Origin of the sequence: Chryseobacterium turcicum, from assembly GCF_021010565.1 — a bacterium.
Taxonomy (GTDB): Bacteria; Bacteroidota; Bacteroidia; order Flavobacteriales; family Weeksellaceae; genus Chryseobacterium; species Chryseobacterium turcicum.
In genome coordinates, this window is the sequence record NZ_JAJNAY010000002.1 from 90,472 (window position 1) to 116,472 (window position 26,001).

The window sequence follows — 26,001 nt, forward strand, 5'->3', positions numbered from 1 at the left end:
TAATTTTTATGAAAATTGTCTCAGAGAAAGCTCATTTTTAAATCCGAACATTCCTCTTTCTTTTATCATTTCAGCAACACCATCCGGAACCTGGTTTTCCCAACCGCTGATATTGCATGCAATTTTTCTTAGAATTTCTCTTGAATATATTTCCAAAAACTCCGGATTGAAGCTTGTAATATCTACAATACGGTTGTTATGTTTGAAATATTTGTACAACTCTTTTAGATTTTCTTCTACTTTTAGGGTTGAAGAATCTAATAATTCGTGGGTTTCAGGATCTTTATACGGATATAGATACACTCTCATTCCGTTTCTGAAAAACTTACCAAAAGCTTCCAAAATACCTCCGGAAAGATCTTTATAATATTTCTCATCGAATACCATCAATAAGTTATTTACCCCCATTGTTACCCCAATATCTCCATTGGTATAATGTGAGAAATAATCGATCAATCTGTAATATTCTGAGAAGTTTGATATAATAACGGTATAACCTAATTTACCTAAAACATCTACACGATCCAAAAAGTCTCTTTCATCAATATCTCCGTCTGCACGCAGGTTTGAGATGGTAATTTCAATAAGAACCTCAGTTTCTTCTTGGGTACAAATAGCATCTTTCAGGAACATTTCCATTCCGTTGCGGATCATGTCTATATTTACTTTTGTCACCGGTCTGAAACTTCCTCTTACTGCAAAAATATTTTTCTTGTATAAAATATCCGCAGGAAGCATATTATTCCCTTCAGCATTAAAAATTACAGCATCGGTCATATTGTTTTTCACCAACTGCAAAGACATCAGTCTATTGTCAACATACGCAAAAGCCGGACCGCTGAAATCGATCATATCAATCTCAAGATTGTCTGTAGTAACCTCATCATAAAGAGATTCTATCAACCTTCTTGGGTTATCATAATAATTGTATGCACCGTAAATAAGATTTACACCAAGGTTTCCAAGAGTCTCTTGTTGCAGCGTAGCATCATTTTCTTTGAATTTTACGTGAATTACAATCTCGTTGTAATCTTCATTTTCTTTCACCTGAAAACGAATTCCGACCCAACCGTGACCTTTTACAGTTTTATCAAAATTAATCGTTGTTACCGTATTTGCATAAGAAAAGTATTTTCTCCCAGGATTAGTATCCCTAGAAATTCTTTCTTCTATTAGCGAAACTTCATAGCGAAGCATTTTTCTAAGTCTGTTTTGGGTAACATACCTGTTTTTTACTTCTTTTCCGTAGATGGCATCACTAAAATCTTTGTCGTAAGCCGACATTGCCTTAGCAATTGTACCGGAAGCCCCCCCTGCTCTAAAAAAGTGTCGTACAGTTTCCTGCCCTGCTCCAATCTCTGCGAAAGTACCATAAATAGTAGGATCTAGATTAATTGTTAATGCTTTTTGTTTAGGAGTTAATTTCTGATACATTAGGACATTAAATTTTTGTAAATTTACCAAAATTAAAACAACCTCAAAAGAAAATGAAGTTGAAATTTTTAGGAACCGGAACTTCTCAAGGTGTCCCCGTTATCGGTTGCACTTGTGAAGTATGCACTTCACTAAACCCAAAAGACAGCCGCTTTCGGGCTTCAGCGATGATTACCACCGATGAAAACAGAAAAATATTGATTGATTGCGGACCCGATTTTCGGCAACAAATGCTTATCAATAAAGAAAACCATATCGACATTACGCTTCTTACCCATGAGCATAATGATCACGTGATTGGTTTGGATGATATGCGCCCCTTGATCTTTAAAAGTGGTAAAAACATGCCTATCTATTGTCTCTCAAGAGTTGGACAGGAAGTTAAAAATCGATTTCCTTATGCTTTTGCAGATATTCGTTACCCAGGAGCACCTGCTTTTGACTTACATGAAATCAATAAAGAAAGCTTCACTATTTTAGATACAGAAATCACTCCTATTGAAGTAACACACTATAAAATTTCGATTCTAGGATTTAAGTTTAAAAAACTCGCTTATATTACTGATGCCAACTTTATTTCTGATTCGGAAAAAGAAAAACTTATCGGTTTAGACGTATTAATTTTAAACTGCATTCGAAAATTTGATCCTCATCCGGCTCATTTTGTATTAGCGGATGTCATTAAATTGTATCATGAGCTAAAACCTAAAAAATTATTTTTAACCCACATCAGTCACCACTTTGGGCTGCATGACATTGAAGATAAGCTACTTCCCGACGGAATACACCTTGCCTACGATGGTTTGGAAATAAATTTTTAAGAAAAGTTTGCAAAAAGCTTTTGAACATTGAAAAAAGTTACTATATTTGCACACCAATTTGAAACAAACAGCAACGTTTGAAGCAAACATCAAGCCCAGGTGGCGGAATTGGTAGACGCGCTGGTCTCAAACACCAGTTCTTAGGAGTACCGGTTCGATCCCGGTCCTGGGTACAAAAAACCCCTGAAATCATTTGATTTTCAGGGGTTTTTAATTTTTAGGGTGGTCAAAAAGGTGGCTAAAATTTATTCTATATTTTATTGTCAGTATTGAAATTTTAGTTACTTTTATATAATGCCATTTTCATTAGAAAAATTATGGAAACTAAATTAATAAATTTCATAGATTTATTTGCTGGGGCATCTGGTATGTCTGAAGGATTTATAAATGCAGGGTTTAATCCTATAGCTCACATTGAAATGAATCAGGAAGCTTGTTTAACAATAAAAACAAGAGCTGCATATCATTATCTTAAATCAAAAAACAAACTTGAATCATATTACACATATATTAAGGGTGAAATTTCAAGAGAAGAATTTTACAAAAATATACCTCCTGAAATATTGGATTCTGTTGTTAATGTAGAAATAGATGATAATTCTATTAAAGATATTTTTAAAAAGCTAAATCTCCAAAAACAAAATATTGATCTAATAATTGGTGGGCCACCTTGTCAGGCGTACTCCTTATTAGGAAGACATCAGGAAAACATTGAAAATGATCCTAGAAACAAACTATATATTCAATATGGAAGATTTTTGAAAGAATTTAGTCCAAAAGCATTTGTTTTTGAAAATGTTCCAGGTTTATTAAGTGCTAACAAGGGAAAGCACTTTAAAAATCTGAAGGCTTATTTTAGAAAACTTGGTTATGAAGTATATCACGAAAAACTTAATGCTTCGGATTACGGTGTGGTTCAGGCACGAAAAAGAATAATAATTATTGGATGGAAAAAGGAAAACGATTTTGGTTTTCCTGATTTTGAAAAATTAGAAATAAAACATACTGTTAATGATGCTTTTAAGGATCTTCCTAAATTAAAACCAGGGGAAGGCTATAAGTATATAAACTATAAAGAAAAAAAAAATAGTTATCTTGAGAAATTCAATTTGAGAAATGGAATTGACTTTGTTACTCAGCATGTATCACGTCGTCATAATGAAAGAGATTTAGCAATATATAAAACGGCAATACATAAGTGGAATAATGAACAGATAAGAATAAAATACCCAGACCTGCCAGAAGAATTAAAAACACATAAAAATGAATCGTCATTCATTGACAGATTTAAAGTTGTTAACGGAACAGGAGTTTCGCATACTGTTGTGGCACATATAGCAAAAGATGGACACCATTACATACACCCAGATGAAGAACAATGCCGCTCTATTTCAGTAAGGGAAGCTGCAAGGTTACAGTCTTTCCCAGATGATTTTTACTTTGAGGGTTCACGCTCTGCAGCATTTAAACAAATAGGTAATGCAGTCCCCCCATTAATGGCTTATGCCATTGCCAAAAAAATAAAAGAATTATTATGAATAATATACAAGATTTAGATGTTGGATTTTATAAAATAAGACCTGCCGCAAGAATTATTCATACAATCGGGAGTGATTTAATCGGGGACTCTTATTCTGCATTAATTGAGCTTGTTAAAAACTCATATGATGCTGATGCTTCTAAAGTTAATATAATATTTGAATATAGACTTATAGATAATGAAAAAGCCATAATTATAACTGTAGAAGATGATGGGCATGGAATGAATTTCAGCACTGTAATAAATAAATGGTTAGTTCCTGCAACTGATGATAAATTACAAAGAAAAATTAGTCCTGCAAGAAATAGACAACTACAAGGACGAAAAGGAATAGGAAGATTCGCTGCTTCTATTTTAGGACAGGAAATGACATTATCATCGGTAGATCTTAATGGTCAAAAATCAACTGCGGTTATTGATTGGAGATTATTTAACTCTAATGATTATCTTGAGAATGTAGATATACTTGTCGAAAAGACGGTTACGGATGAAAAACCGGGAACTACATTAAAAATGATTGCCAAAAATGAAAATAAGGATGATAAAATTTCTGTTTGGGATAAAAAATCAATTGATAATTTAATACAGGAATTAAGGAAATTAATATCCCCATTTTCCGATTTTGAAGAAGACAATTTTGACATTAATTTATCTTTTATAAATAGCCCATTTTCAGAATTTAATAATACGCAATTTAAAATTGAGACATATCCAATTATTAAATACTATGATTATAGAATAAGTGGTACGGTTGATAAAAATGGAAAAGCAATTCTGAAATTTGAAGATAATTTAAATCCTGAATCAATTCAATACGAGAATATTGAAATTCAGCTTGAACTTGAAGGAGCGGGAAAACATTGCGGTTTAATTACTATTGATTATCGTGTATTTGACAGAGAGCCGGAAGCTATAAGTAACCTGATTAATAAAGGACTTATTAATCCTGTAAACAATAAGTTTATGGGAAAAAATGAAGCACGAAGATTGCTAAACGAAGTGTATGGTGTAAATATTTATAAAAATTCTTTCCGCATCCGCCCTTATGGTAATGGTGGTGTAGACTGGTTAGATTTAGATAAAGACAGAATACAAAATCCTGCTCAAAAAATAAGTAATAATCAAGTTGTTGGATTTATCTCCATTCAATCTGAAGAGCTTTCCGGGTTAGAAGAAAAAAGTGCACGAGATGGTCTAAAAGAAAACGAATTTTATTTAGGACTAAAAGAATTTTCAAAGAAAGTTTTGTCCGAACTTGAGACGAGAAGGTTTATTATTAGAAAGAAGAGTAATAAAAGTCGAGGCATACATGATAGTTTCCAAGATAAGGTAAATAGCCTTTTTAGTCTTAATGATGTAAAATCTGCAATTGACACAAAGTTAAAGAATCTAAAAGTCACTGAAGAAGCTCGAATTGAAATTACTGAGATTCTTGAAAAAGAAGAACAGAAAAAACAGTCCCTTAGATATGAAATAGAAAAAACAATTGCAATTTATCAGGGGCAGGCAACTTTAGGTAAAATTGTAAACTTTATTCTGCATGAGGGTAGAAAACCAATTCAGTTTTTCAACTCAGAAACCACAGTCTTAGAAAGATATATTCGACATTATATATCCACTAAGAATGAAGAAGTATTAACAGACTTATTAAATAGTATTGCAGGTTTTAAAACCAATAGTAAAATAATTTCAGGTTTATTCAAACGAATTAACCCTCTTGCAAAACAAAATCGAGGACCAAAAGAGAATTTCAATGTAAAAAAAGTAATTGAAAATTGCTTTAAAATTTTTAATACATCTTTAATAGAATCCAATATTGAAATAGAGATTAATTGTGATCAGGATTTAATAATTTATGGTTGGGAAGAAGACTTATACACTGCTTTGACAAACCTTATTGAGAACAGTATTTATTGGTTAGGGCTATCTATAAAAGACGATAAAAAAATTATTACTGATGTATCAGAAGATTCAGGAACCTTAATTATAGATTTCAGAGACAATGGATCAGGATTATCACACAATGAAATTGAAAGTGATATAATCTTCGAGCCTGGATATTCAAAAAAACTCAATGGAACAGGTCTAGGTTTAGCAATTTCGGGAGAGGCAGTAGAAAGATTAAATGGAAAATTATCTGCCAGAAAATATAGTGAGGGAGCTTATTTTCAAATTGAGATAAACAAATAAACTATGAAAAAAAAATTTAAATTATTAATTGTTGAAGATGATCCTTTAGTGATTTCTACTTATCAAAGCAACATTAGCTCCTATAACAAAACGAATGATCAAGTAGAAATTACTGCAACCATAAATTCGGATAAAGATGATGCAATTTTATTATTGAGAAATTCAGAGAATAGTTTTGATGGTGCTATAATAGATTTAGATCTTAAACAATCTGGAGGATCAGATTCCTCAGGAAATGATATTGTTAGAGAAATTAAAGAAAATTTGAGATTTCCAGTTTTTGTTATTTCGGGTACTACTCATAATTTATCAAAAGATTTGGCAGAAGAAACCTCTTTTTTTAAAGTTAAGGAAAGGGATGATTCAGAATTTGATTATTTAGATGAATTCATAAAGATATTTAATACTGGAATAACTCAGATATTGAATAGACAAGGTATTATAGAAAAAAATATAAATGATATTTTTTGGAAACACTTATCCGGATCATTAGAACTATGGATAAATGACATTCAAAAAACTCCCGAAAACAAGCAGAAATCTCTTCTTAGATATGTGCTTTCCCATTTACAAGAATATTTAGATTTAACAGAAGAATCAGATTTTGACACGTACCATCCCGCCGAAATTTATATTATGCCACCTATTAAAAATAAAGTTTTTACTGGTGATTTAGTAGAGGAAAGTAATACAAATAAATTATACATTGTCTTAACTCCTTCTTGTGATTTGGCTCAATCAAAAGCAAAAGAAATATTATTAGCTGAAATTGAATCTGACAGTGAGGAAGGACTTTTATTTGAAAAAGCTAATATTTTGAAAAAAAATAAAGCGAAAGAAGAAACAATCAAAAACGCTGAAAAAGATTTAAAATCACTAATAAATAACAGCTACTCAAATAAATATCATTTTTTACCAAAATATAATGAGATAAAACCAGGGTTAATAAATTTTCAAAAGCTAAAGTCAGTTCGTAATAAGGATTTAAATAATAATTTCTCAAGAAAAGCTTCTATCAACAGTACTTTCACAAAAGATATAATAGCGCGTTTTTCTCACTATTATTCACGCCAAGGCTCCCCCGATTTTAATCTTGATGAGATTTATGATTCATTACTAAAGTAAATAATTATGGATGTCTATACTCCTGCGCAACGTTCAAAAAATATGCGCGCAATTAAAGCAACAGGAACTAAAGACGAAGTTCGTTTAGCAAAAGCTTTATGGAGCTTAGGATATCGATATAGAAAAAATAATAAAAGTGTATTTGGAAAGCCTGATATTACTTTCAAAAAATACAATTTAGCAATTTTCGTTGACAGTGAATTTTTTCATGGTAAAGATTGGGAGACTGAAAAGCATAGAATTAAATCTAATGTCGAGTTCTGGCATAAGAAAATTGAACGAAATCTTCAAAGAGACAAGGAGGTAAATATTTATCTTGTTCAAAATGGATGGACAGTTTTGAGATTTTGGAGCAAAGATGTAAAAAAGCATTTAGATGACTGTACTCAAAAAATAGTTTCAATTATTGATTCTAATAAATAGTACGATATGCGCTAACTTCTCGTTGTCGATGAAATTTTGAATAAAAAAGCAACGAATGACAAGCATTTTGAAGAAACGAGAAGTCTGAGGAAGTGACGACTGAAAATTTTTTAATACTTTGTAAGCGTTAAAAATTTGTTTTTTGAAAAAATACACCTACTTTTACCAAAGAAAAAACAGGGTAAATAAAATCTGAACAGCTTAACCGCAGGATTTCTAAAACCTGAACAGTTTTTTCTTTTTTAAGTTAAAAATAAACTTATAAAAATCCATCTCAATAATTTTAGAGATGGATTTTTTTTATCTTAAAGATTAAAAATCAAATAGTTAATTAACTATTAGTTTATGGGTCGTATTTTCTGTTTTAAGAAAATAGACACCTTTCAGTAGATTATCAATTAGCATTGAATTGCTATTTAAGTTTGATTTCTTAATCAGCCTTCCTTCACTATTATAAATAAGAATTTCATTTACATTTTTATTAAGATACAGATATTCACCATTTTTAATTGGATTAGGATAAATTGAAAGCTGAGCCACCTTACTAATTTCACTAATTCCCAAATTTGAATAGCAAGTCCAGGAAAGATCATCAATAGCAACCCTCTGCCCCGTATTAGGATTTACAAGCTTAATATTGATATTTCCCGCAATATTTATATTATCAATTGTCGTTGTCACAACTCCAGAATTAAAAGGTATTGTTCCTACCTGGATATCATTAATTTCCAGAATAAGATTTCCCGGATTTCCTGCAAATTTCAATTGTGTAGTAACAGTAAGACTTTTAATTCCTCCTGTAGTAATAGAACTCGCAAGACTACCATTTCTGATAACAATAGCTTTGCTATTAATTGTCTGATCGGTTCTGGAGTCCGAAGCCGTCCATGTAATATTATTATTTACCCAGCTGTTTGTTTCAAAAGAACTGGAGCTTGTAGGAATATTTTCAAAATCTTCCGATCCGCAAGAAAAGAACATTTTAAAATTCTGATTAGTAAATTTCTGATTGATTGAATTGCAGTAAAGCACATTAGAAAAAAGCATTAATACACTGGTAATAAGTAAATTGATTTTGTTTTTCATTTTTTAAAATTTTAAATTAATATCGTTTAATGTTTGTTTTTAGATATAGAATCCCTGTTCTGGAGAGGTTCCAAAATTCTTTTGTCGTAGTACAGTGGTCGTAAAAATTGTTTGAATTAGTTAGTAGCTTCAGAAAAGCTGAATATTAAGCTTTACTGCTTATTTTTCTTGTTGATCTCCTTTATCCAGATCGGATAAAAAATATGGTTTCGTTCTATTTCCGAGAAATATTTTTTTTACACTTCCATATTTTTTCCTTCTTATTTTAATCATTTTAATTCTCTTAAAAACGATAACTGGCATATAATGAATTTTAAATAGCCTCTCATTGGATTCGATTTCTAAAAAATATTTATCTAATAATTTTTCAATATTTTTCCTATCCCAATAGGTAATTCTTAGAATATTAATTTCATTTTTCTTTGCATATAAATTCTTTTTGTGATCTCTCTTAACACCTTCAATAAATTTTTTCAAATCATTATATCCAGGTTTTACTTTAAAGTGATGCATTCCATCATATTCAATAATCAGCTTATATTTTTCGATATAAAAATCAATAATTAATGTCTTTCTATTTTTTAAATCTTGAAAAACAGGATCATTATGTTTAAATTCGACTTTGTATTTTTTATCTAATAACTCTTCTATCACTTTTTCATAATAAGAATTACTTTTACATATCTTGCAAAATCCTTCTCCTGCATATATATGACGATTATAGTTAGTGTGAAAAACACCATGCTTCGGGCATATTACAGGAATTTTCTTAAAATCAATCATTATTGCTTTTTTGATATCTTCAAGATTATATAAATATTCAGGGTGCAATTTTTTGCCCTCTTGACAAAATTCTTCTCCAGTATGTTTTATTTTTAATTTTTTTAAAAATAAACTTCTACATTTATCACAAGGAATTGTATTTGTTTTACTTTGAATAACATCAAATTGTTTACGTTTTATTCGTTGATTTATGTGGGTTTTACAACTAAAGAAAATAAATATTCTACCTTCTTCTCTTTCAATTTTATGAATGGGGAAATTTTCAAAATTTTGAATTTTATCTTTTATTTCTAAAATTATTTCTTCATCAGTTTTTCTAGGAGGTCTTAACCCTTGACATATTTTACACGGTTTTCTTCTATGCAGATCTTTTGTTCTAAATATGTTTTCTTCTAGTAAACCATGCTTAATACACTCAACATGAGCATAGGTTCTTTCTTCATCATCATTGTAAATTATATCCCGAATAAAGTACAAACCTTCATACTGTTTATTACTATTAATTTTTTCTTGAAACCTTTTTATTTTCCCGGGTTTCTCCTTTTCTCTTTTTCTTTCTCTTCCACAATCCAGACAAGCATCATTTTCATGGAGAAAATTAGTTAAGTCTTGTGAAAAAGGCTTTTTATGCTTAAAACAAAAAGCTTTTACCTTTATTCGCCTTTCCGATTTAAAAGTATCATCCACTCGAAATCTATTTGGTGTCTTTTTATCAATTCTATTTTGTATTTCTTGAACTGTGAGTGCTTTTCCCATTTCCTATATTTTTAATTAGCATATTAGCTTTTTTAATTATTCAATTAATTTTTGTCAAAAAAGATTTCAATTATTTTCTGTAGTTCCAAACAAAGCCTTGTCAAGTTCTTTATAATCTACTTTCGGCTTTTCTACTGTTGTTTTAACTGAATCTTTTCTTATAGCAATTGAGATCAAAAAGATCATTACTATTAATAGGGTTACAATGCCCCAAACTGAAATTTTGCTCTGTAGTATTTTCATAACTTTTTTTGTTTTTATAATTATTTAATGATTGTTTGATTTATAGACTCCTGCTTGAAAACTTAAAGTTTCTTTCATTCTCTTCAAGCTCAGCAGATGAATTAGTTTCTTCATCTTCAATTATGTTGATTCCGCTAAATTCTTCAGAACTATTATCGAAAGCGGGATTCATTTGTCTGGATCGATCTTGCTTGCTTTCTTTTTTATTAGTTTCGCCCTTGAAAAGAGAAATAATTTCATTGACTTCATCCCGAACTTTTTCATAATAATCAGTAATGACGAAATCAGGCTGATTCTTAAACTGACTGTCTATCTGATACGCTAATTGCTTTCTTTTAACAGGTAAAAATTTCTCATGAATATAAGCTTCAGAACTTTCGGCAACTCTTCCAATGAATTCACCAACCGGTAGCTCCATAAAAACTGAATTTCTGAAAACGTCTCTTTCTTGTACAGATCGACTTTTACCAACGTTTCTCTTAAATGGATTTAGAAAATGACGTGAAGTATTACTGCTTTCAAAAAATTGATCTTTCTTACCAAACTGTTTACTGAGAATATCTGCAGTATGACTACTGGAAACCTGACCGTAAAAATGATTTAGACAGCTTGCAAATAACACATCTGCTTTTTCTTTCGTATAACCATCCGTAAGTTGTGAAAGATCCTGACAGAAAAACATACTTGCGATTTTATTACTTCTTCCCGTATTTGGAAGAGTTTGGATGTCGTTAATAAAAACAGTTGGAAATTCATCCAGTAGTACAAAAGAATGGTGTTTACGAGGTTGATTCAATTGTTTTGCTGCAACTGATATAACCAAACTACACAATGGAGCTAAAGTAGTTGCAATGGAAGGATTATTTCCTACAGTCAAAACAATCGGATTATCCGGATTATTAATATTCAGATCAAAATCCTCCCCTCCGAAAATATACATAAACTCCGGAGTATTAATTTGTGCTACTGCTCCCTGTAATGATCCAACTACTCCCGCCAATTGTGAATTTGCTTCGCTCTCCAGAGCTGTAGCAAGTGACAATATCATTGCCTTGGTTTCGGAATTTGAAGACAGTAAAGCAATTAAATCAGTGTGATTTGTCGCAATCAATGCTAATGTATGTGGAAGATCACAATATTTAGGATATTCTTTCTTCAGGAACCAAATACATGCTGTCAGAAGATCTGTTGCAGAACGTGACCAAAAATCCTCTTTCTTAATAGATTCTTTCATCAAATTTTTGGTGATGGCAAAAGCGTATTCTCTGGCATACGCTGAATGTGGCAAATATTTTGGATTTAATGGATTACACCTATGGCTTTTAAGTGAATCATTGAAGTTCAAAACATAATGCTTTATACCCGAATCTGAATAAAAAAGCTCTATATCATTTGCCAGTGCCGGATACTTAAAATCATAACAGATACCTGCAAATTGTTTTTGTGCTAACTCTCGTATAAAGGGAACTGCAAAACTTTCAGATTTTCCTGCTCCGGGACCGCCAATCACCAAAATTCCACGAAAAGGGTTAGGAATTTGAACGGTTCTTTTTTTAGTTTGCAGAGTCAATCCCTGAAATTTTTTCTTTGAATCTTTCAAAAATGAAAAGCCCGTAAATTGTTTACTAATAAACCCAAACGGATAAAAAATTAGTTTTTTATAAAAATTAAAAGGTGCTTTCAGTGGCGGAATTAAAGATTTCATAACCCAGAATTGAATCAGAATGTATAAAAGTTCTGCATATCCGAAACAGATTCCCACTACTAAAAATTTTAATCTTGCCAGGAAACTTGCTTCAGGAGATACCGCTACTGAAAATCCGTGCTGAGATATATTGTATAAGAATGAATTAATACCTATAACCTTCATTCCGAGCATATACAATAAAAATAAAGACATTGCGACAATGATAAATTTTATCATTAAAATTGGATCTTTTTCCATGTTTGTTATTTTTTATAGGGTTAAGCCCTGGTTATTTTTTTTACTTTGTTCGACAGTTTTTTTAATTTCATGTTGCTTTGCAGATTCCTGCTTTATTGCTGTTTCTATTACTCTTTTTCTTTCTTCGATTGTACCGTTTTTAATCGCATTACAATATTCAAAAGATTGTTTATAGTTTCTTTGAAAGGCAAATTTCTTATCAAAAGCTTCTTCGGATTTTTGAATGAAATTTTTACGGTCAAAACCTCCTTTAACCTGTCCTTTTGTTGTGTTTTTATGGTTCGTCATTGGAGAAAGTTTCATTCTTTTATCTAAAGATTTTCTGCTAACAACTATATGAACATGCATATCAATATTATTTTTCATGTTTCTTTCGTGATGAATTTTAGCGTAGTACATGATATCTTTAGCTTGTAATCCTTTGCCAAAATTTTCCGCATACTTCTGCATTACTTCGTTTCTAACATAATCTTTCAGAGCATCACTTCTTTCTTGGGAGGTTTTGCCAATTTGCTGTAATTCTTTTTCTGAAGGACTCACAGTAATGACAAAGAATTTTGCATCTTCTTTTGTCAGCTTCTGTTTATTGTTGTCAAGGGATTCAATAACTTCCGCTGAAGGAACTCTATCCTGGTCATGAGAAAAAAAATGTTCAACCTGTTTCCCCTCCTTCAATCTTTCCAGGTCTTCATGTTCTAAATAATCAACTAGATTTGATGAACTTCCAGAATTCAAATATTTACCACTTTCGCCACCCTGAATTTTAATGTTCATTGCTATTACCTTGATTTAATAATTTCAAAGAATTTTTTGTTTCCATGGCAAAAGAATTAAACCCTCTGATGAACTCATTAAAATGTTCAATTTTCAGAATTTTGGAAAGATCATTTTTAATTCTTTCCTCACTCGAAACGATTGCTTCAAAACTTGGACGTATAGTTTCTTTCTCCTGAGTTTTTATAAAAGCGATAATCTGATCTATTCTTTTTGTCACTTTTTCCAGTTCAGCTTTTGGAGATTCGTGTTTAACCGGATCGAGTCCGGTTCTCTCAAAAAAATCTAACGAAACTGTAATAAATTCTTTTTTCGAAAGTCCTTTTTTTCTTACAAAGCTCTCAAGTCTTTTCAGATCTTGTTGAGAAATAGCAATTGTTGTATTTGGCTTTTTAGTAGACTCCATTATATTGATTTATATGTAATAACTTCGATGAATAAAGCTCTTCAAGAGATTTATATATCCTTGATATATAGTTTCAAAAAGACTAAATATTATAATTTATTGACAGTCAGCCATTTCCCCGAAGGGGCAAGATGAAACAGTGGCTCTGCCCAGTTTCGTCTTGCTGGATAAATCCACCCTTATCAGCCACGAGAAACTCATTAAAATCTTTGTAATCTTTATATATAAAACTACAATCTACTGCGTTGGAAAAAGAAGACAATAGTTCATCTTTTGTCTTTTTTCCGGCAGGATCATTGTCGAGAAAAAGTAATATCTGCGAATAGTTTTGAAGATAATTTTTAGCTCTGTTTAACATAGAAATTGAGTTCAGGATTAGAATATCTTCTTTCAATTTTTCTTGAAATTCGATATAAGAAAGTGCATCAAAAAAGCCTTCAAAAACAACAATTTTATTGCTGTCATTTTTAATTATCGAAATATCTTTTTTCAAAAGTGAGCCTTTGTAAAATGAATTTCTAAGTTCCCATCCTCCAGATAAATTTTCAAATCCAACAGCATACAATTTTTTATTATTGATCGTAAATTTTATCTCTTTTAAAAATCTGAATGATCTTTGGGTAATACCTCTGTCAAATAAATATTTTTTCAGATTCCAATTTTGAATTTCCGCAACTTCAGTAATGTTGTAATTTGGCTTCTCAATTTCCGCTTGCTGATGAAAAGAAGAAAAACTTTTCTCGGATGCCCAGGAGAGAATTTCATTGATCGAATAATTAAAATATTTCTTTAAAAAATCGATGTTATTACCACCAATGCCTTGTGAGTATAGATACCAAATATTTTGGCGTTTATTGAGCTTAAAAGATGCTTCAGTTTCGATTCCGAAAGGACTGAGAAACCAAGCTTCTTTTTCATTTTGTTTTTTTGGAAAGTGTCCGAGAGAAATGAGAACTTCTAGCAATTGCCAAGAATTGACCTGTTTACAATTTTTCATTTTTTTTTTTTTGATTAGCAAAAATTCCTTTTAATAAAAAAGAAAACTTTTAAATACTTTTAATATATATTTTAGTAATTCCCGAAAACCCTTTACAGGTGGTCGTTTGAGTTAAAAATAGCAGGAGTGGAATACCGCAATTGACAGGAGTGGAATACCGCAAAAACAAGAGTGGAATACCGCGAACAAATCAATTATAGCCGAGTGGAATACCGCAATTAGAAAGTTTATTCGCTCGAATTTTCATTATTTATGATTCTTAAGTGAAAATCTCATTTGAAAAAGAGTGGAATACCGCAAAACAGTTGTAGAAAATCTATTTTTTAACATTTTCTTAACTTCAGAGAGTGGAATACCGCAATTAGAGAGAGTGGAATACCGCAAACACAGGAGTGGAATACCGCAAACTCAATTTATAATATAACCGGATATGCATTTGGAAATCTTTTTCCTGTTTCTGATTCTCGGTAAACTTCAATAAGGAATTTTTGTAATTCTTGAAGAAAATAAATCCCCCTAATGTTATTAGAAGCTATTCCTTTGGCTCTATTATTTTCAATAAATTTTATGTAAGCTTTATCGATCTCACTTCTTATTTTTGAAATATTAGAATAGGAATATACAAACCTAGTTGAGTCAATGCCTTCCAAACAATATCTCCTTCTAAAATATCTCAATCTTTGATTTATAACTCTAGTATCATTTGTTTTTTCTGTTAGTGACTTGTTTTCATCATTTTTATTTAAATATGGAATAATTGAAATCATATCACCTTCATATTTATAATTAAATGATAATTGATCTTCTAATTTATCTAAGCTGAGTCTAATTGGTCTTAAAAATTTGACGCAAAAATCATTAGAAGTCTTATAATTGAGACCGAATTTCTGATTAAAAGTTGAAAGTTTTAATATCGTACCATCTTCAGGAACCTTCAATAGCCATATTGCAAACAAAATATGTTTGTTATTTCTGATTTCATAAACCAACTCATATATTATATGGTTATATTCTGTTAAGACAATCAATTTTTTAAGCCAAAAACTACTGATTAAAAAGGATGTATATCCTCTTTTTTCATAGGTAGGTAAAGAGATCAGTCCTCCAAAGGTTTTAATATCCTTACCTGCTATATTTTTTGATGTGTACCAACCCATTCTGAACTTTGTAAGATATTCGTATGCTTCAACGATCTGTTTACTGGATCTTTTTTCTGAAATCTTTTTATTTCTAATTTTCATTGAGATAAAAACATTGTTTTCAGTTTCAAATTCTTCATCAAATAAAGTAAGTTGCCTCACCTGCTTTTTAGGCATAAACTGATCATTTCTCAGTATTGAGATTATATTGAAAATAATTCTTAACGCATTTATGGGTATAGCCGTTGCTTTATTATCTTGAAACAAAAAGTCATCGGCAAATTGGTTACCTATTCTTATAAGTTTAGCATTCTCAATATCATCATAGCTTCTTTTAATAATTTTTCTACTTTGATCGGAAACCATATGTGTCATTTTTAATTTCTTCTTAACGCTTTAAAGATTCTTTGAAAATTGAAATTATTTTTGAAAATAATTTCTTTAACATTTCACCAAAATTCTCTCTGTAATATTTGTCTACGAAATTTTCCTGAACCAGAATGTTACAAGCTAATCTTCGAAGATGGTGTCTTGATAGTTCCGGATTTCTTTGAATAGAATTCAAAAACTCTTTTCTGGAAGTATTATTTGATAGAGAATCTAGCTGTTTAATCAGTTTATGTAATTCGTTCATTACAATTCTGACTATTTACGATTCCTTCTACCGTATTCCAGAAGTTCTTTTTTCGAATAATAAAATCTCCCGCTGAAATTATAGTAGGGAAGATCTTTATTCTTTCTCCAGTCTATAATTGTTGGCAAAGAAATATGCAAGAATTTTGAAGCTTCAGTCTGAGAAATAAGATCTTCAGGCTGTTCAATGTTTTTTTGAGGAACAGCTATTGAAAATTCTGCGTATTTTTTAAACATAATTTCAACAGCCTTTTCCAAATCATGTTTGGAGTATGAGAATAATTGTACAGACATTTTAATAAACTTTTAGTGGTTTTTCTAAAGCCAAAGTTCATAAAAATGGAAAACCAAAAATAAAGTCCCATAAAAATGGGACTGTTTTCTTAATATTAATGATTTATTATAGCAATTTCAAAAGCTATTTAAATAGCTTATTGGGACTAGAGATTTTAGTTCTTTTACTAAATCTTTATTTATTTTAAATTTTGGGAGTCGGTGTACTTTTCGCAATTGTTCATTTTCTATTGAGTCAATATTATTGCTTATGTATAATAATAAATATATTAATTCTTTAATACTATTGATATCAAATATTTTCGTTTCATTTTTCAAGGTAATGAAAAAGCTCAATAAATATTTTACGGTTTCGAGATTTGTGTTTCTTAGAATCGGAATCTGAGTAATTTCTGGTGTTTTCACAAAATGGAATAACATTTTAAAATCTTTCTTTAAGTTAATATCACCAAATAATTTAGCATCAATATAAGTATCAGCAATAATATTTAAAGATTTTAAATCGATATTGATTTGTAAAATTGATTTTAGTTTTATAGAGATTAACTGACTTTTCTGCTGATTTTCAATTTCATCAATTCTATTTCTCGTATTCACTAGTTCATTTTGTTCTCCAACTCTAGGTGATGGAAAAAACTCCTCCAAATTTATCCATGAATATCCAAAACTTTTCCAATCGTCAAATAAAATTGGTGAACGAAAATCAACTTCTATACTAATCAAATCTCTTCCAAATATAAAATTTGAATCAATTTTATATTTTTCCTTGCTATTTTCTTTTGAATATTCTAAAAATCTCGAAATATTTGAAAACTCTTCTTCTGTAGGCATATAAATATTATCTCTGAGATAAAATGGATTTAAAAGTTTTGCGCAATTTGAATCAGTACGTAGCATAATTTCTTCAACAATTGAATTTAACTTCAAATCTAAGTTTTCTCTTATTATTTCAATACCAGAAAGTTCTTCTGTCTCAATTTGTAGTGATTTTAAATCGTCCTTCATTAAATTCTCTATTTTTTCTTGATCAAAAAGAAAAGGTACAATTTTCAATAATTCAGGATTATTGATGAAATAAGGGTACTCCAGAAATGATGGTCTATCACTTTTACTGACACACGTATAGAAATAATATAAATCGTTTGTTATAACTATTCTTTCTAAAATTATAAAAATTTCAATTAGATAATAGAGGTTGAGATATATTGCAACATCTTTTTCTTCTTTTACTAGATATTCAAAAACTACTCTTGACTTTAATGAAAAACTATCAGAAGCATATAAAAAGCGAACAACAGAGTGAATGTGTAATTTTTTTTCTTCAAACAGACTTTCAAATTTTTGTATTAATGACTCTCTATTTCTATACAGACAGAAAAACTTAGTCAAATTGTCAGTATAACTAATTCTATCGTAATCTTGGAGAAATTGAAATATTTCAGGATTTGTCGAAAAGAATCCTTCTAATAAATAGGGATTTGTCTTTTCTGACGAAAGATATTTTGTGAATTTTAAACTACTTATTTCCATGCCTTATCCATTTGATCATCAGTAAATGCTTCAGTAACTTTCATATATTTATCTAAAACAGCATCTTTTTTAATGTTTGCTATTTTCTTAATTGCTTTTGGTTCCATTCCTAAAAGAAGAGAATTTGTGATAAATGTTTTCCTGGCTGTATGGCTTGTAATAAATTTACATTTTGGCTTGGTCAAAGATTTTTTTTGATTGCCTACAAACCAATGTATTGTGAAAGGCTGCGTTATCTCTGCTTCCTCACAACATTCTTTTATATAATCATTGAATTTTTGAGATGAAATATGAGGTAATGGCTCATAAATAGTACCTTTATACTTATTCAAAATCTCTTTTGCGTATTTATTTAGTTTAATAGCATGATTTTGAGTCTTCGTTTTTTGAATTGATAGGATAATATGTTCTTCAGAAATATTTGCCAGGTGAAGCTTTGAAAGATCGGAAAATCTTAATCCGGTAAAGCATCCCATACAATAAAAATCTCTTACCTGGCTTAATCGCTCACTTTCAAATTCTTTATTATAAAGAACCATCAACTCTTCAAAAGTTAGATAAACGATATCGATATCATGTTCTGAAGCTTTGAAGTCTTCGAATTTGCGGTTTTCGGTATAGCCTTTTTTAATACTCCATCGAAGCATTGTTTTAATTACAGCAATGATTTTAGCGAAGTAGTTATTTTTAATCTCCTTTTCAAAAAAACAATACTTCGACAATTCTTCAAAAAAATAGTCGTCAATACTTTCAAATTTAACTTTAAAATTTTTGTCATTTTGAAATTCTTCAAGAAAGTTTTTAACCGTATTTTGAGCCTTTGTTGTATTGTAGGCTTTTGAAAGTTTGCCAATTTCAATAAATTCTTTAAAACAATCAAAGAAGTCAAAATTAGCAGTTTTAATTTCTTCTTCGCTATCATATTTCTTAAGGAATAGTTCTTTGGAGAACTCTAGCTTATTTGCCCGGAAAAAGAAAAAAATATCATTGATCTTCTCTTCAGCTTTCTGAAGTTTATCATTCAAAAATTGGTAATTATTACTTGGTTCTTTTTTAGCATTCGGTTTAACTCTCGAACCACTCCAATATTTTTCCAATACTGAAATGCCAACATTTTTTCTTATTCTTTCTCCTTCAGCTCTAACAACAAATTGGACAGGTATTAATCCATTTGCATTAATTTTCTCTTTTCTTAATTCAAAACTTACTTTCATTTCAATTAAACCTAAATTAAATAAATTAAAGGGTGGCTAAAAAGGTGGTTTATTTTGAAATTAAGTGAATGAAAAATCAGACAAAAATATATTTCAAAATTCTACACTATTCAAATATACTGATATTTAGATAGTTTAAGAACATTAAAATTAACTAAAAATATACGGTAGTTCGGTCCTGGGTACAAAAAACCTCTGAAATATTTTTCAGAGGTTTTTATTTTTTAAGGATTGCTGAAAAATTTTTCAATATTCAGGATCAGTTGCAATAGTATTGAGAAGATTTTTCCAATACTATTGCGGATAGAATCTCATTTGTTCAAACACATAATTTGGTTTTGATCTCAGCAGGTCAATTAATTGCTTTAACTCAGATTCTTCCCAAGACTTCTGAAACATTTCATCGTGAATGAGCATCACCACATTATTTTTAGTGAAGGTATTTCCTGAATTACAAAGATTTTGTACCGATTTATACATCTCGTCAACTGACTGTATTGGTGTTCCGTCATTGTTACGATGCTGCCATTCGATATCCCATCCAACGACCTTATATCCTAGTTTTGCCAATTGATCAGCAGTTTGAATTCCATTAGAGACATCATTCTTTGATTTTCCATTTAAGCGCCACATATTGCGACCCGGAAGGCGAACAATTTTATAGGGAAGCTTCAGCAGATTCTGGTTATACACAATGTCATTAACCGATTTTTGAACATCATTGTAAAATACTTCATAATGATTATTCGCATGAGTAAAACTATGATTGTATTCATCGATGTAAGGATTTTCATCATAATATTTGGCATACGTATCCATTTGTTTATCCTTAATCACATGCTCTCCTACCATAAAAACACTTATTTTAATCTTCTCCTTTAAAATAATATCGTTGATATTTTCACTTCCATTCAATGGACCGTCGTCAAAGGTTAGATAGATATAGCATTTGTTCTGCGCATGAATTTGATTAAAAATCATCAATAAAGTGATACCTAAGAAAGAGATTGTTTTCTTCATGTAATAGTTTTAATAAAGATAACTAAAATCAAAATATTTTTAATTATTTTTGATAGGAACACTACTCCACAGTTTCATTAATAAAAATGGTATGAAAATCGTCAAATTATCGAATGTCATCAGATTAATTCGATGGAAAGAAGTCTTAGCAATTATTGTTTTGCTCTTAGCGTTTGTCTTTTTCAGGAGTGAAAGACACGAACTTTCATCTATCGGTCCTCAACTAAAAAATTCAAAAATTGAATGGGTTTTTATAGGAATTCTTTTAGTGTTTATATATGTTTTTCTTCAGGGGCTGATGTATGTTACCAGTTTCCGAAGCGTTAAATTAGATGTTAAGCTTTCAGATTCAATCAATTTATTTTTAAAACGTAATTTTCTAAGTATTTTTCTACCTGCCGGAGGAGTAAGTTCTCTCGCCTATCTTCCTCGAAATATTAGAATTAAAGGATATAAATCTTCTAAAATTCATCAAGCAAGCGCGATTTACGGCTTTGTAGGATTTCTGACGGTGCTTATCGTAGGAATTCCTTTGATTTTATACGCTGTTTCGGTTAATAAAGCTTTTGACAACAGTTGGTTTGGTATTATTTCATTATCCATTTTATTATTAGCACTTTATGGGATTTTTATATCATTTAGAAAAAAGAATTTCCTTTATCGGGTCGTCGAAAAAAGATTCCCGAAGATTATCAGCTCTATTGATGAAATATTCAATAATGAAATTGATAAAAAATATTTTTGGTACACCGTTGCTGTATCGGTAATTATTGAGTTTTGCGGTGTTTTTCATCTGCTCATTGCAATGTATGCTTTTGGTGTAGAACCATCTTTTACGGCAGCAGCAATATCATATATTATTTCAATCCTGTTGATGATTGTTTCTCCATTTTTAAGAGGATTAGGAGCTGTTGAATTTTCACTGACTTACATTCTTACTAATTTTGGATATCATCACACCGAAGCCCTAGGCGTTACATTACTTTATCGTTTTTTTGAATTTTGGCTGCCTTTACTTTTAGGCGTTATCGCTTATTTATGGAGCGGCAGAAAACTATTTGCCAGATTATTACCTGTTATCATGATATTCTTTTTGGGTATTATTAATATCCTTTCTGTCATTACCCCTGCATTAACCAATCGTTTATTTATTGTAAAAAGCTATCTCTCACAAGATTTCATACACATTTCGAAGATGTTCACGCTTTTGTCGGGAATATTATTGCTCATTACTTCAGCGAATTTATTTAAAGGAAGTAAACGGGCTTGGTATTTTGCTTTGATTCTCACCATCAGTTCTATTATTTTCAATCTTATAAAAGCTTTAGATTATGAAGAAGCTCTTTTCGCATTATTCACGTTTGGATTGTTGATTTACAGTCGTAAAGAATACACATTCAAAGTCAATAAAGTTTTTTTCCAACGTGGATTTAGTTGGTTTTTAGGAATTTTCGTGAGTATTTTTATTTTCAATTATCTGAGTTTCTATTTTATAGACCCATCTCATTTCGGAATAGATTTCACAAAAAAAGAAGCTCTTTATTATACACTACACACTTTTCTATTATTTAAAGATTCAGGATTAACTCCGCACACGGGTTTCGCAAGAGACTTCCAGCAATTGAATTATATTTTGGGAATTGTTTCCTGGCTGGTTCTGATTTTTTCATTTTACCGAACCAATAAATTGATTGAACAAAGTGATTGGGAAAACCGAAATGATGCAGAAAATCTTGTGGAAGAATTTGGTATATCATCATTGGATTATTTTAAGCTAACCTCCGACAAGCAATTATTTTTTGCCGAAAACCGGGAGGGCTTTTTATCATACAGAGTAGCCAATAGTTTTGCCGTGATTTTGGAAACTCCGGTTTGTGCAGAAAGTGATACAATCAGTTTAATTAAAGAATTTGAAGATTATTGTAAAAATAACGGATTGAAAACAATTTATTATCGAGTTGGTGAAAGTGAACTCTCCTATTTTCTACCATTTAAAAAGCAAAAATTGTTTATTGGTCAGGATGCTATTCTTGATACTGAAAAATTTAGTTTAACAGGTAAAGACAAAAAGTCTATTCGTAATGGAATCAACACTTTGGAAAAATCAGGATTTGTAACGGAAATAAAATATGCGCCACACAATGATGAAATCTTAGATAAAATTGAATTGGTTTCCAATGAATGGTTAAAGGAATTTGATAAAAAAGAAATCGTCTTTGCAGAAGGTATGTTTGAAAGAGAGGTTGTAAAAGAGCAGGATTTAATCATTATTTCTGATGAAGAAGCAAATTGCGTGGCTTTTCTTAATATCATTCCGCATTGTGCTCCAGACGAATGCAGTTATGATATGATAAGAAAAACAGAAAAAGCACCAAATGGCAGTATTGATGCTTTGATTATAAAGCTTATTAAATATTCAAAAGATAAAAAACTGCAATTTATCAATATGGGAATGACACCCATGGCAGGATTGGATGAACCCAATAATACAGCAGAAGAAATTCTGAAATTTGCCTACCAAAGAATAGGAAGCTTCCAACACTATCAAACGCTAAGAAATTTTAAAGAAAAATATGCTGAACTTTGGGAAAATAAATATTTGATTTACAATAACGACCTAGATTTATTACAAATCCCAACAGTATTAAACAAAGTGATGAAACCGTGAAAAAAATAGTAAAAACAATAACCATCATTCTTAGTTTGTTAGTTATTGGATTTATCATCCTTAAGCTAACATCTAATAGTGATTTTAAAGTTGCAGAATGGAATTCTCATTCCAACAAACCCATTATTTTCTACATAAGTGGTGACTCAGGATTTAATACTTTCTCAAAAGGAATGGGAAATAATTTACATTCTTTAGGGTATGATGTTTTTGCATTAGACACCAAATCTTATTTCTGGAAACATAAAACCCCTAAAAAAGCCTCTCATGACATTGAAAAATACATAAAAAAACAATTGAAAGGTCGAAAAAACCAACAGGTCATCATTGCTGGATTTTCTTTTGGTTCAGAGGTCGCTCCGTTCATCTACAATAGATTGAGTGATGATTTAAAAAGTAAAATACAGAAAGTATTTATTATCGGACCTACTACAACGAATAATTTTCAAATTCAATATATTAATGCTGGTGAAAGAAGTCAACAAAACCTTTTGGTCATTCCTGAGATTAATAAGATGGGAAACGTTCCGGTAATGGTTGTTCTGAGTGATGACGAATTTACCGTTTTTCCGTACAAACAAATTACTCTGGGGGAAAATTATCAAATGAAGCATATTGCCGGAGACCATCATTATGGCGGAAATACAAAAATGCTGGCTGATTTTATTAATGACAATTTGAAATAATTCATATCAAACCTTATTCTGATTTTGCTTTCAACACATGCGTCCGGCATTCGGTAGTTTGAAAAAGTTCGAAACCTTCCTGCCACCAAATTGCCATCTCTTCTTTATCAAATATAAAAGAATGGGTGGTCAATATTCTCTTTATGAAATAAAAGTTAATATTAACATTGCTAGTGGCGGCTTCCAGTTGGGAAATAATCAAGTCATCATTGGCGATTTGGTTGAGCATAAAATCTGTAGTTCGTGCAAAAACATCCAATATATTTTGTAAAGGCGGATTATTATAGGAAGTTTTTTCTAATCGAAGGACAATTGTATCAATCGATGTCGCACCTTTCACGAGTGCTTCCTGCAAAGGAATAAGATTACCAAAACCACCATCAGCATACTCACTGCCATTTTTTTGACAAAGACTCATCAAAGGCACCATATTGGAAGATGCCCAAATCCAGTCACAGAAATCTTCATAACTATAATCATTAGACGATTTATATTCTATTTGCTGATTGGTAAGATTCGCAACGGTGACCACGATTTCTTTTTTTAATGTCTTTATCCTTTGAAAATCTTCTTCTGAAAAATTATCCCGGATGAGGTTTCTAAGATTGGTGCTATCGCCTAAAGTCTTTTGTCCTTTTATAAATTGTTTTATAATACCAAAGTGATTAATCCCTACTTTGACCTTACCATTCTTTTTCCTAATCTTAAATGGGCAGACCGTAAAAATATCTGATTGCTCAATTGAGGTATAAAGTTTTTTAATCCGTTCTATATCCCCAAGGGCAAGAAAAGGAATCAGGAGGCTTCCTGTTGAGGTTCCTACAAATAGTTGATACTCTTTCTTAGAATGCCTTAGAAGATATTCGGCAACACCTCCCGCAAAAGCACCTTTACTCCCTCCGCCTGAAATAACCAATGCCTCCATAGTTTGATTTTAAGTTTATATCGAATTTAAGAAGAATATGGAATAATAGCTTAAAAAATTTCACACATTTATCACCACTTCATTTACTTATCAATTTTTATCATTTTCAACTTGTTATTCTAATCATAATTAATAGAGACGCAGCTTTTAAATTGTGAAATTATTTCTATCTTTTACTCTAAATGCTTCGATATCTCTTTGGTTATGGGCACAAAAAAACCTCTGAAATCATTTGTTTTCAGAGGTTTTTATTTGTTTAGAGAAATTGAAAATTCGCGACTATTTAGTGTTTATTTTAGTAAATCATGACTCTATAGCATCTATTCTAGAACATAAGAAATTCATCCAATAATTATACACATAAAATAAAACTATGGTTTTTAAATTATTTACAATTAAAGATTATTTTTAGTAAAAATCTAGCAATATGATTAGTTCTAAAAATTCTCATATTTCGTGCAATAAATTTTATTTTATTAGCTCAAAGTCGGGAGACTTTGCGCAGCGGGGATTTACATTTATGATAATTACAAACCTTATCTTGAATTTAAACCTTTTACAGTTTTTGAATAAAAAGAATATTCAGGAATAACATTGTTATTTAATTGTTTTTCTAAGATAAATAATTTTTCATGTTTAATATTGAATGGGAAATCAATACTTGTGTTTTTAAACCATGTTTTGCCTTTGTCAAACTTAAAATTCAATTTCTTTATTTTTTTAGAAGGTATTAGAATTATCGGTATGGATTGTTTATCTTGACCGTACAATTCGCTAACAATGCTATCAATGGTATCACTTACAAAGAAATCATATTGGTTTAATTTGCCAACAGAACTAAAATTATTTTCACTTATTATACACTGAGGTGCTAAAATATAATAATTTTTAGATGTTGGATTGTTTAAGTAAATATTAATTTCATAATCTTTATCATTCCGATCTACTTTCTGTAATATTAACTGATCTTTATCGTTGCAAGATGTGAGCATCATAAAAATACATACAATGCAACTATTTAATAATTTATAAATTTTCATTATTTTATCTCTATTATCAAATTGTTTAATAAATCAACCACCACACGTTCAGGTGTAAAAACTCGAAGATAGCAGCCGTCATAGACACTTTTAAAATTTAACGACCTCCTGTTGTTCACTATTATAAAATTATTTTGCATTAATTGGATTGCATGATTTGCCATAGAATCTATCTTAACACTTGAAGTCTCTATAAAAAACACAAAGAATCAATACATTAGGTTTTAATTCTTAAAAACAAGCAAATGCAAATCTAACTTTTACTTACCTAATATTAAAATCCTATTCAAGAGAATTAATATAAGGCTTATCTGGTACTTTTTTTAAAA

23 protein-coding genes and 1 tRNA gene are annotated in these 26,001 nt (G+C 30.4%); 8 read left to right on the forward strand and 16 right to left on the reverse strand.

Annotated elements, in window-relative coordinates:
- Positions 1 to 6 precede the first annotated feature (6 nt).
- Entirely contained in the window at positions 7 to 1,434 is a 1,428-nt protein-coding gene (locus tag LO744_RS15180) for a TonB-dependent receptor (protein ID WP_230670824.1), read from the reverse strand.
- A gap of 53 nt (positions 1,435 to 1,487) precedes the next feature.
- Between LO744_RS15180 and LO744_RS15185 the strand changes: the two genes are divergently transcribed.
- The 6 genes from LO744_RS15185 (at position 1,488) to LO744_RS15210 (ending at position 7,533) form a co-directional block, all read left to right on the forward strand.
- Positions 1,488 to 2,255, forward strand: a complete 768-nt coding sequence (locus LO744_RS15185; RefSeq protein WP_230670826.1) for an MBL fold metallo-hydrolase — start codon at positions 1,488 to 1,490, stop codon at positions 2,253 to 2,255.
- A 93-nt stretch (positions 2,256 to 2,348) separates the two neighbouring features.
- A tRNA-Leu gene (locus LO744_RS15190) sits at positions 2,349 to 2,428 on the forward strand.
- Between the two features lie 144 nt (positions 2,429 to 2,572).
- Positions 2,573 to 3,793, forward strand: a complete 1,221-nt coding sequence (locus tag LO744_RS15195; protein ID WP_230670828.1) for a DNA cytosine methyltransferase — start codon at positions 2,573 to 2,575, stop codon at positions 3,791 to 3,793.
- Positions 3,790 to 5,985 carry an ATP-binding protein gene (locus LO744_RS15200; protein WP_230670831.1) on the forward strand — a complete coding sequence of 732 codons (2,196 nt, stop codon included), beginning with the start codon at positions 3,790 to 3,792 and terminating at the stop codon, positions 5,983 to 5,985. Before LO744_RS15195 ends, LO744_RS15200 begins: the two co-directional genes overlap by 4 nt.
- Before the next feature lie 3 nt (positions 5,986 to 5,988).
- On the forward strand, positions 5,989 to 7,110 hold the full coding sequence (locus LO744_RS15205; RefSeq protein WP_230670833.1) for a response regulator: 1,122 nt from the start codon (positions 5,989 to 5,991) through the stop codon (positions 7,108 to 7,110).
- 6 nt (positions 7,111 to 7,116) lie between these two features.
- On the forward strand, positions 7,117 to 7,533 hold the full coding sequence (locus tag LO744_RS15210) for a very short patch repair endonuclease (RefSeq protein ID WP_262908801.1): 417 nt from the start codon (positions 7,117 to 7,119) through the stop codon (positions 7,531 to 7,533).
- Positions 7,534 to 7,860: 327 nt separating this feature from the next.
- Here the strand turns inward: LO744_RS15210 and LO744_RS15215 are convergent, their stop codons facing one another.
- The 13 genes from LO744_RS15215 to LO744_RS15275 all read right to left on the reverse strand — a co-directional run bounded on the left by LO744_RS15215 (position 7,861) and on the right by LO744_RS15275 (position 20,353).
- Positions 7,861 to 8,619 carry a T9SS type A sorting domain-containing protein gene (locus tag LO744_RS15215; protein WP_230670839.1) on the reverse strand — a complete coding sequence of 253 codons (759 nt, stop codon included), beginning with the start codon at positions 8,617 to 8,619 and terminating at the stop codon, positions 7,861 to 7,863.
- A 159-nt stretch (positions 8,620 to 8,778) separates the two neighbouring features.
- Entirely contained in the window at positions 8,779 to 10,158 is a 1,380-nt protein-coding gene (locus tag LO744_RS15220) for an endonuclease domain-containing protein (protein WP_230670842.1), read from the reverse strand.
- A gap of 66 nt (positions 10,159 to 10,224) precedes the next feature.
- The gene (locus LO744_RS15225; protein WP_230670845.1) at positions 10,225 to 10,401 is read right to left on the reverse strand and encodes a hypothetical protein; all 177 of its coding nucleotides are present in this window, start codon (positions 10,399 to 10,401) and stop codon (positions 10,225 to 10,227) included.
- A gap of 40 nt (positions 10,402 to 10,441) precedes the next feature.
- On the reverse strand, positions 10,442 to 12,346 hold the full coding sequence (locus LO744_RS15230) for a type IV secretory system conjugative DNA transfer family protein (protein WP_230670848.1): 1,905 nt from the start codon (positions 12,344 to 12,346) through the stop codon (positions 10,442 to 10,444).
- Positions 12,347 to 12,358: 12 nt separating this feature from the next.
- A complete protein-coding gene (locus tag LO744_RS15235; RefSeq protein WP_230670851.1) occupies positions 12,359 to 13,081 on the reverse strand; it encodes a DUF5712 family protein in 723 nt (240 codons plus the stop codon).
- A 28-nt stretch (positions 13,082 to 13,109) separates the two neighbouring features.
- The gene (locus LO744_RS15240; protein ID WP_230670853.1) at positions 13,110 to 13,526 is read right to left on the reverse strand and encodes a BfmA/BtgA family mobilization protein; all 417 of its coding nucleotides are present in this window, start codon (positions 13,524 to 13,526) and stop codon (positions 13,110 to 13,112) included.
- Between the two features lie 106 nt (positions 13,527 to 13,632).
- Complete coding sequence (locus LO744_RS15245) at positions 13,633 to 14,523, reverse strand: toprim domain-containing protein (protein ID WP_230670855.1); 891 nt, start codon at positions 14,521 to 14,523, stop codon at positions 13,633 to 13,635.
- 413 nt (positions 14,524 to 14,936) lie between these two features.
- Entirely contained in the window at positions 14,937 to 16,028 is a 1,092-nt protein-coding gene (locus tag LO744_RS15250; RefSeq protein WP_230670857.1) for a hypothetical protein, read from the reverse strand.
- A 22-nt stretch (positions 16,029 to 16,050) separates the two neighbouring features.
- Positions 16,051 to 16,296, reverse strand: a complete 246-nt coding sequence (locus tag LO744_RS15255) for a hypothetical protein (protein ID WP_230670859.1) — start codon at positions 16,294 to 16,296, stop codon at positions 16,051 to 16,053.
- Positions 16,297 to 16,307: 11 nt separating this feature from the next.
- Positions 16,308 to 16,589 carry a helix-turn-helix domain-containing protein gene (locus LO744_RS15260; RefSeq protein ID WP_230670860.1) on the reverse strand — a complete coding sequence of 94 codons (282 nt, stop codon included), beginning with the start codon at positions 16,587 to 16,589 and terminating at the stop codon, positions 16,308 to 16,310.
- 117 nt (positions 16,590 to 16,706) lie between these two features.
- Positions 16,707 to 18,119: a hypothetical protein gene (locus LO744_RS15265; RefSeq protein ID WP_230670861.1), complete on the reverse strand. Its 1,413-nt coding sequence runs from the start codon at positions 18,117 to 18,119 to the stop codon at positions 16,707 to 16,709.
- On the reverse strand, positions 18,110 to 19,333 hold the full coding sequence (locus tag LO744_RS15270; protein ID WP_230670863.1) for a site-specific integrase: 1,224 nt from the start codon (positions 19,331 to 19,333) through the stop codon (positions 18,110 to 18,112). The genes LO744_RS15265 and LO744_RS15270 overlap by 10 nt, the downstream gene beginning before the upstream one ends.
- A gap of 294 nt (positions 19,334 to 19,627) precedes the next feature.
- Entirely contained in the window at positions 19,628 to 20,353 is a 726-nt protein-coding gene (locus tag LO744_RS15275) for a polysaccharide deacetylase family protein (RefSeq protein ID WP_230670865.1), read from the reverse strand.
- A 91-nt stretch (positions 20,354 to 20,444) separates the two neighbouring features.
- Between LO744_RS15275 and LO744_RS15280 the strand changes: the two genes are divergently transcribed.
- Together LO744_RS15280 and LO744_RS15285 are read left to right on the forward strand one after the other, a co-directional pair.
- Complete coding sequence (locus LO744_RS15280) at positions 20,445 to 23,021, forward strand: phosphatidylglycerol lysyltransferase domain-containing protein (RefSeq protein ID WP_230670866.1); 2,577 nt, start codon at positions 20,445 to 20,447, stop codon at positions 23,019 to 23,021.
- Positions 23,018 to 23,707: a virulence factor gene (locus LO744_RS15285; protein WP_230670868.1), complete on the forward strand. Its 690-nt coding sequence runs from the start codon at positions 23,018 to 23,020 to the stop codon at positions 23,705 to 23,707. Before LO744_RS15280 ends, LO744_RS15285 begins: the two co-directional genes overlap by 4 nt.
- Positions 23,708 to 23,720: 13 nt before the next feature.
- Here the strand turns inward: LO744_RS15285 and LO744_RS15290 are convergent, their stop codons facing one another.
- Entirely contained in the window at positions 23,721 to 24,632 is a 912-nt protein-coding gene (locus tag LO744_RS15290; protein ID WP_230670870.1) for a patatin-like phospholipase family protein, read from the reverse strand.
- 536 nt (positions 24,633 to 25,168) lie between these two features.
- Positions 25,169 to 25,672, reverse strand: a complete 504-nt coding sequence (locus LO744_RS15295) for a hypothetical protein (protein WP_230670872.1) — start codon at positions 25,670 to 25,672, stop codon at positions 25,169 to 25,171.
- Between the last annotated feature and the right edge of the window lie 329 nt (positions 25,673 to 26,001).

What these genes read in the sequence shown, in the direction of transcription:
- LO744_RS15290 (WP_230670870.1), bottom strand. Translation starts at nt 24,632, where the DNA reads ATGGAGGCATTGGTTATTTCAGGCGGAGGGAGTAAAGGTGCTTTTGCG.
- LO744_RS15265 (WP_230670861.1), bottom strand. Translation starts at nt 18,119, where the DNA reads ATGGAAATAAGTAGTTTAAAATTCACAAAATATCTTTCGTCAGAAAAG.
- LO744_RS15210 (WP_262908801.1), top strand. Translation starts at nt 7,117, where the DNA reads ATGGATGTCTATACTCCTGCGCAACGTTCAAAAAATATGCGCGCAATT.
- LO744_RS15220 (WP_230670842.1), bottom strand. Translation starts at nt 10,158, where the DNA reads ATGGGAAAAGCACTCACAGTTCAAGAAATACAAAATAGAATTGATAAA.
- LO744_RS15275 (WP_230670865.1), bottom strand. Translation starts at nt 20,353, where the DNA reads ATGAAGAAAACAATCTCTTTCTTAGGTATCACTTTATTGATGATTTTT.
- LO744_RS15225 (WP_230670845.1), bottom strand. Translation starts at nt 10,401, where the DNA reads ATGAAAATACTACAGAGCAAAATTTCAGTTTGGGGCATTGTAACCCTA.
- LO744_RS15255 (WP_230670859.1), bottom strand. Translation starts at nt 16,296, where the DNA reads ATGAACGAATTACATAAACTGATTAAACAGCTAGATTCTCTATCAAAT.
- LO744_RS15280 (WP_230670866.1), top strand. Translation starts at nt 20,445, where the DNA reads ATGAAAATCGTCAAATTATCGAATGTCATCAGATTAATTCGATGGAAA.
- LO744_RS15270 (WP_230670863.1), bottom strand. Translation starts at nt 19,333, where the DNA reads ATGAAAGTAAGTTTTGAATTAAGAAAAGAGAAAATTAATGCAAATGGA.
- LO744_RS15180 (WP_230670824.1), bottom strand. Translation starts at nt 1,434, where the DNA reads ATGTATCAGAAATTAACTCCTAAACAAAAAGCATTAACAATTAATCTA.
- LO744_RS15185 (WP_230670826.1), top strand. Translation starts at nt 1,488, where the DNA reads ATGAAGTTGAAATTTTTAGGAACCGGAACTTCTCAAGGTGTCCCCGTT.
- LO744_RS15245 (WP_230670855.1), bottom strand. Translation starts at nt 14,523, where the DNA reads ATGAAAAATTGTAAACAGGTCAATTCTTGGCAATTGCTAGAAGTTCTC.
- LO744_RS15295 (WP_230670872.1), bottom strand. Translation starts at nt 25,672, where the DNA reads ATGAAAATTTATAAATTATTAAATAGTTGCATTGTATGTATTTTTATG.
- LO744_RS15260 (WP_230670860.1), bottom strand. Translation starts at nt 16,589, where the DNA reads ATGTCTGTACAATTATTCTCATACTCCAAACATGATTTGGAAAAGGCT.
- LO744_RS15230 (WP_230670848.1), bottom strand. Translation starts at nt 12,346, where the DNA reads ATGGAAAAAGATCCAATTTTAATGATAAAATTTATCATTGTCGCAATG.
- LO744_RS15195 (WP_230670828.1), top strand. Translation starts at nt 2,573, where the DNA reads ATGGAAACTAAATTAATAAATTTCATAGATTTATTTGCTGGGGCATCT.
- LO744_RS15240 (WP_230670853.1), bottom strand. Translation starts at nt 13,526, where the DNA reads ATGGAGTCTACTAAAAAGCCAAATACAACAATTGCTATTTCTCAACAA.
- LO744_RS15205 (WP_230670833.1), top strand. Translation starts at nt 5,989, where the DNA reads ATGAAAAAAAAATTTAAATTATTAATTGTTGAAGATGATCCTTTAGTG.
- LO744_RS15215 (WP_230670839.1), bottom strand. Translation starts at nt 8,619, where the DNA reads ATGAAAAACAAAATCAATTTACTTATTACCAGTGTATTAATGCTTTTT.
- LO744_RS15200 (WP_230670831.1), top strand. Translation starts at nt 3,790, where the DNA reads ATGAATAATATACAAGATTTAGATGTTGGATTTTATAAAATAAGACCT.
- LO744_RS15250 (WP_230670857.1), bottom strand. Translation starts at nt 16,028, where the DNA reads ATGGTTTCCGATCAAAGTAGAAAAATTATTAAAAGAAGCTATGATGAT.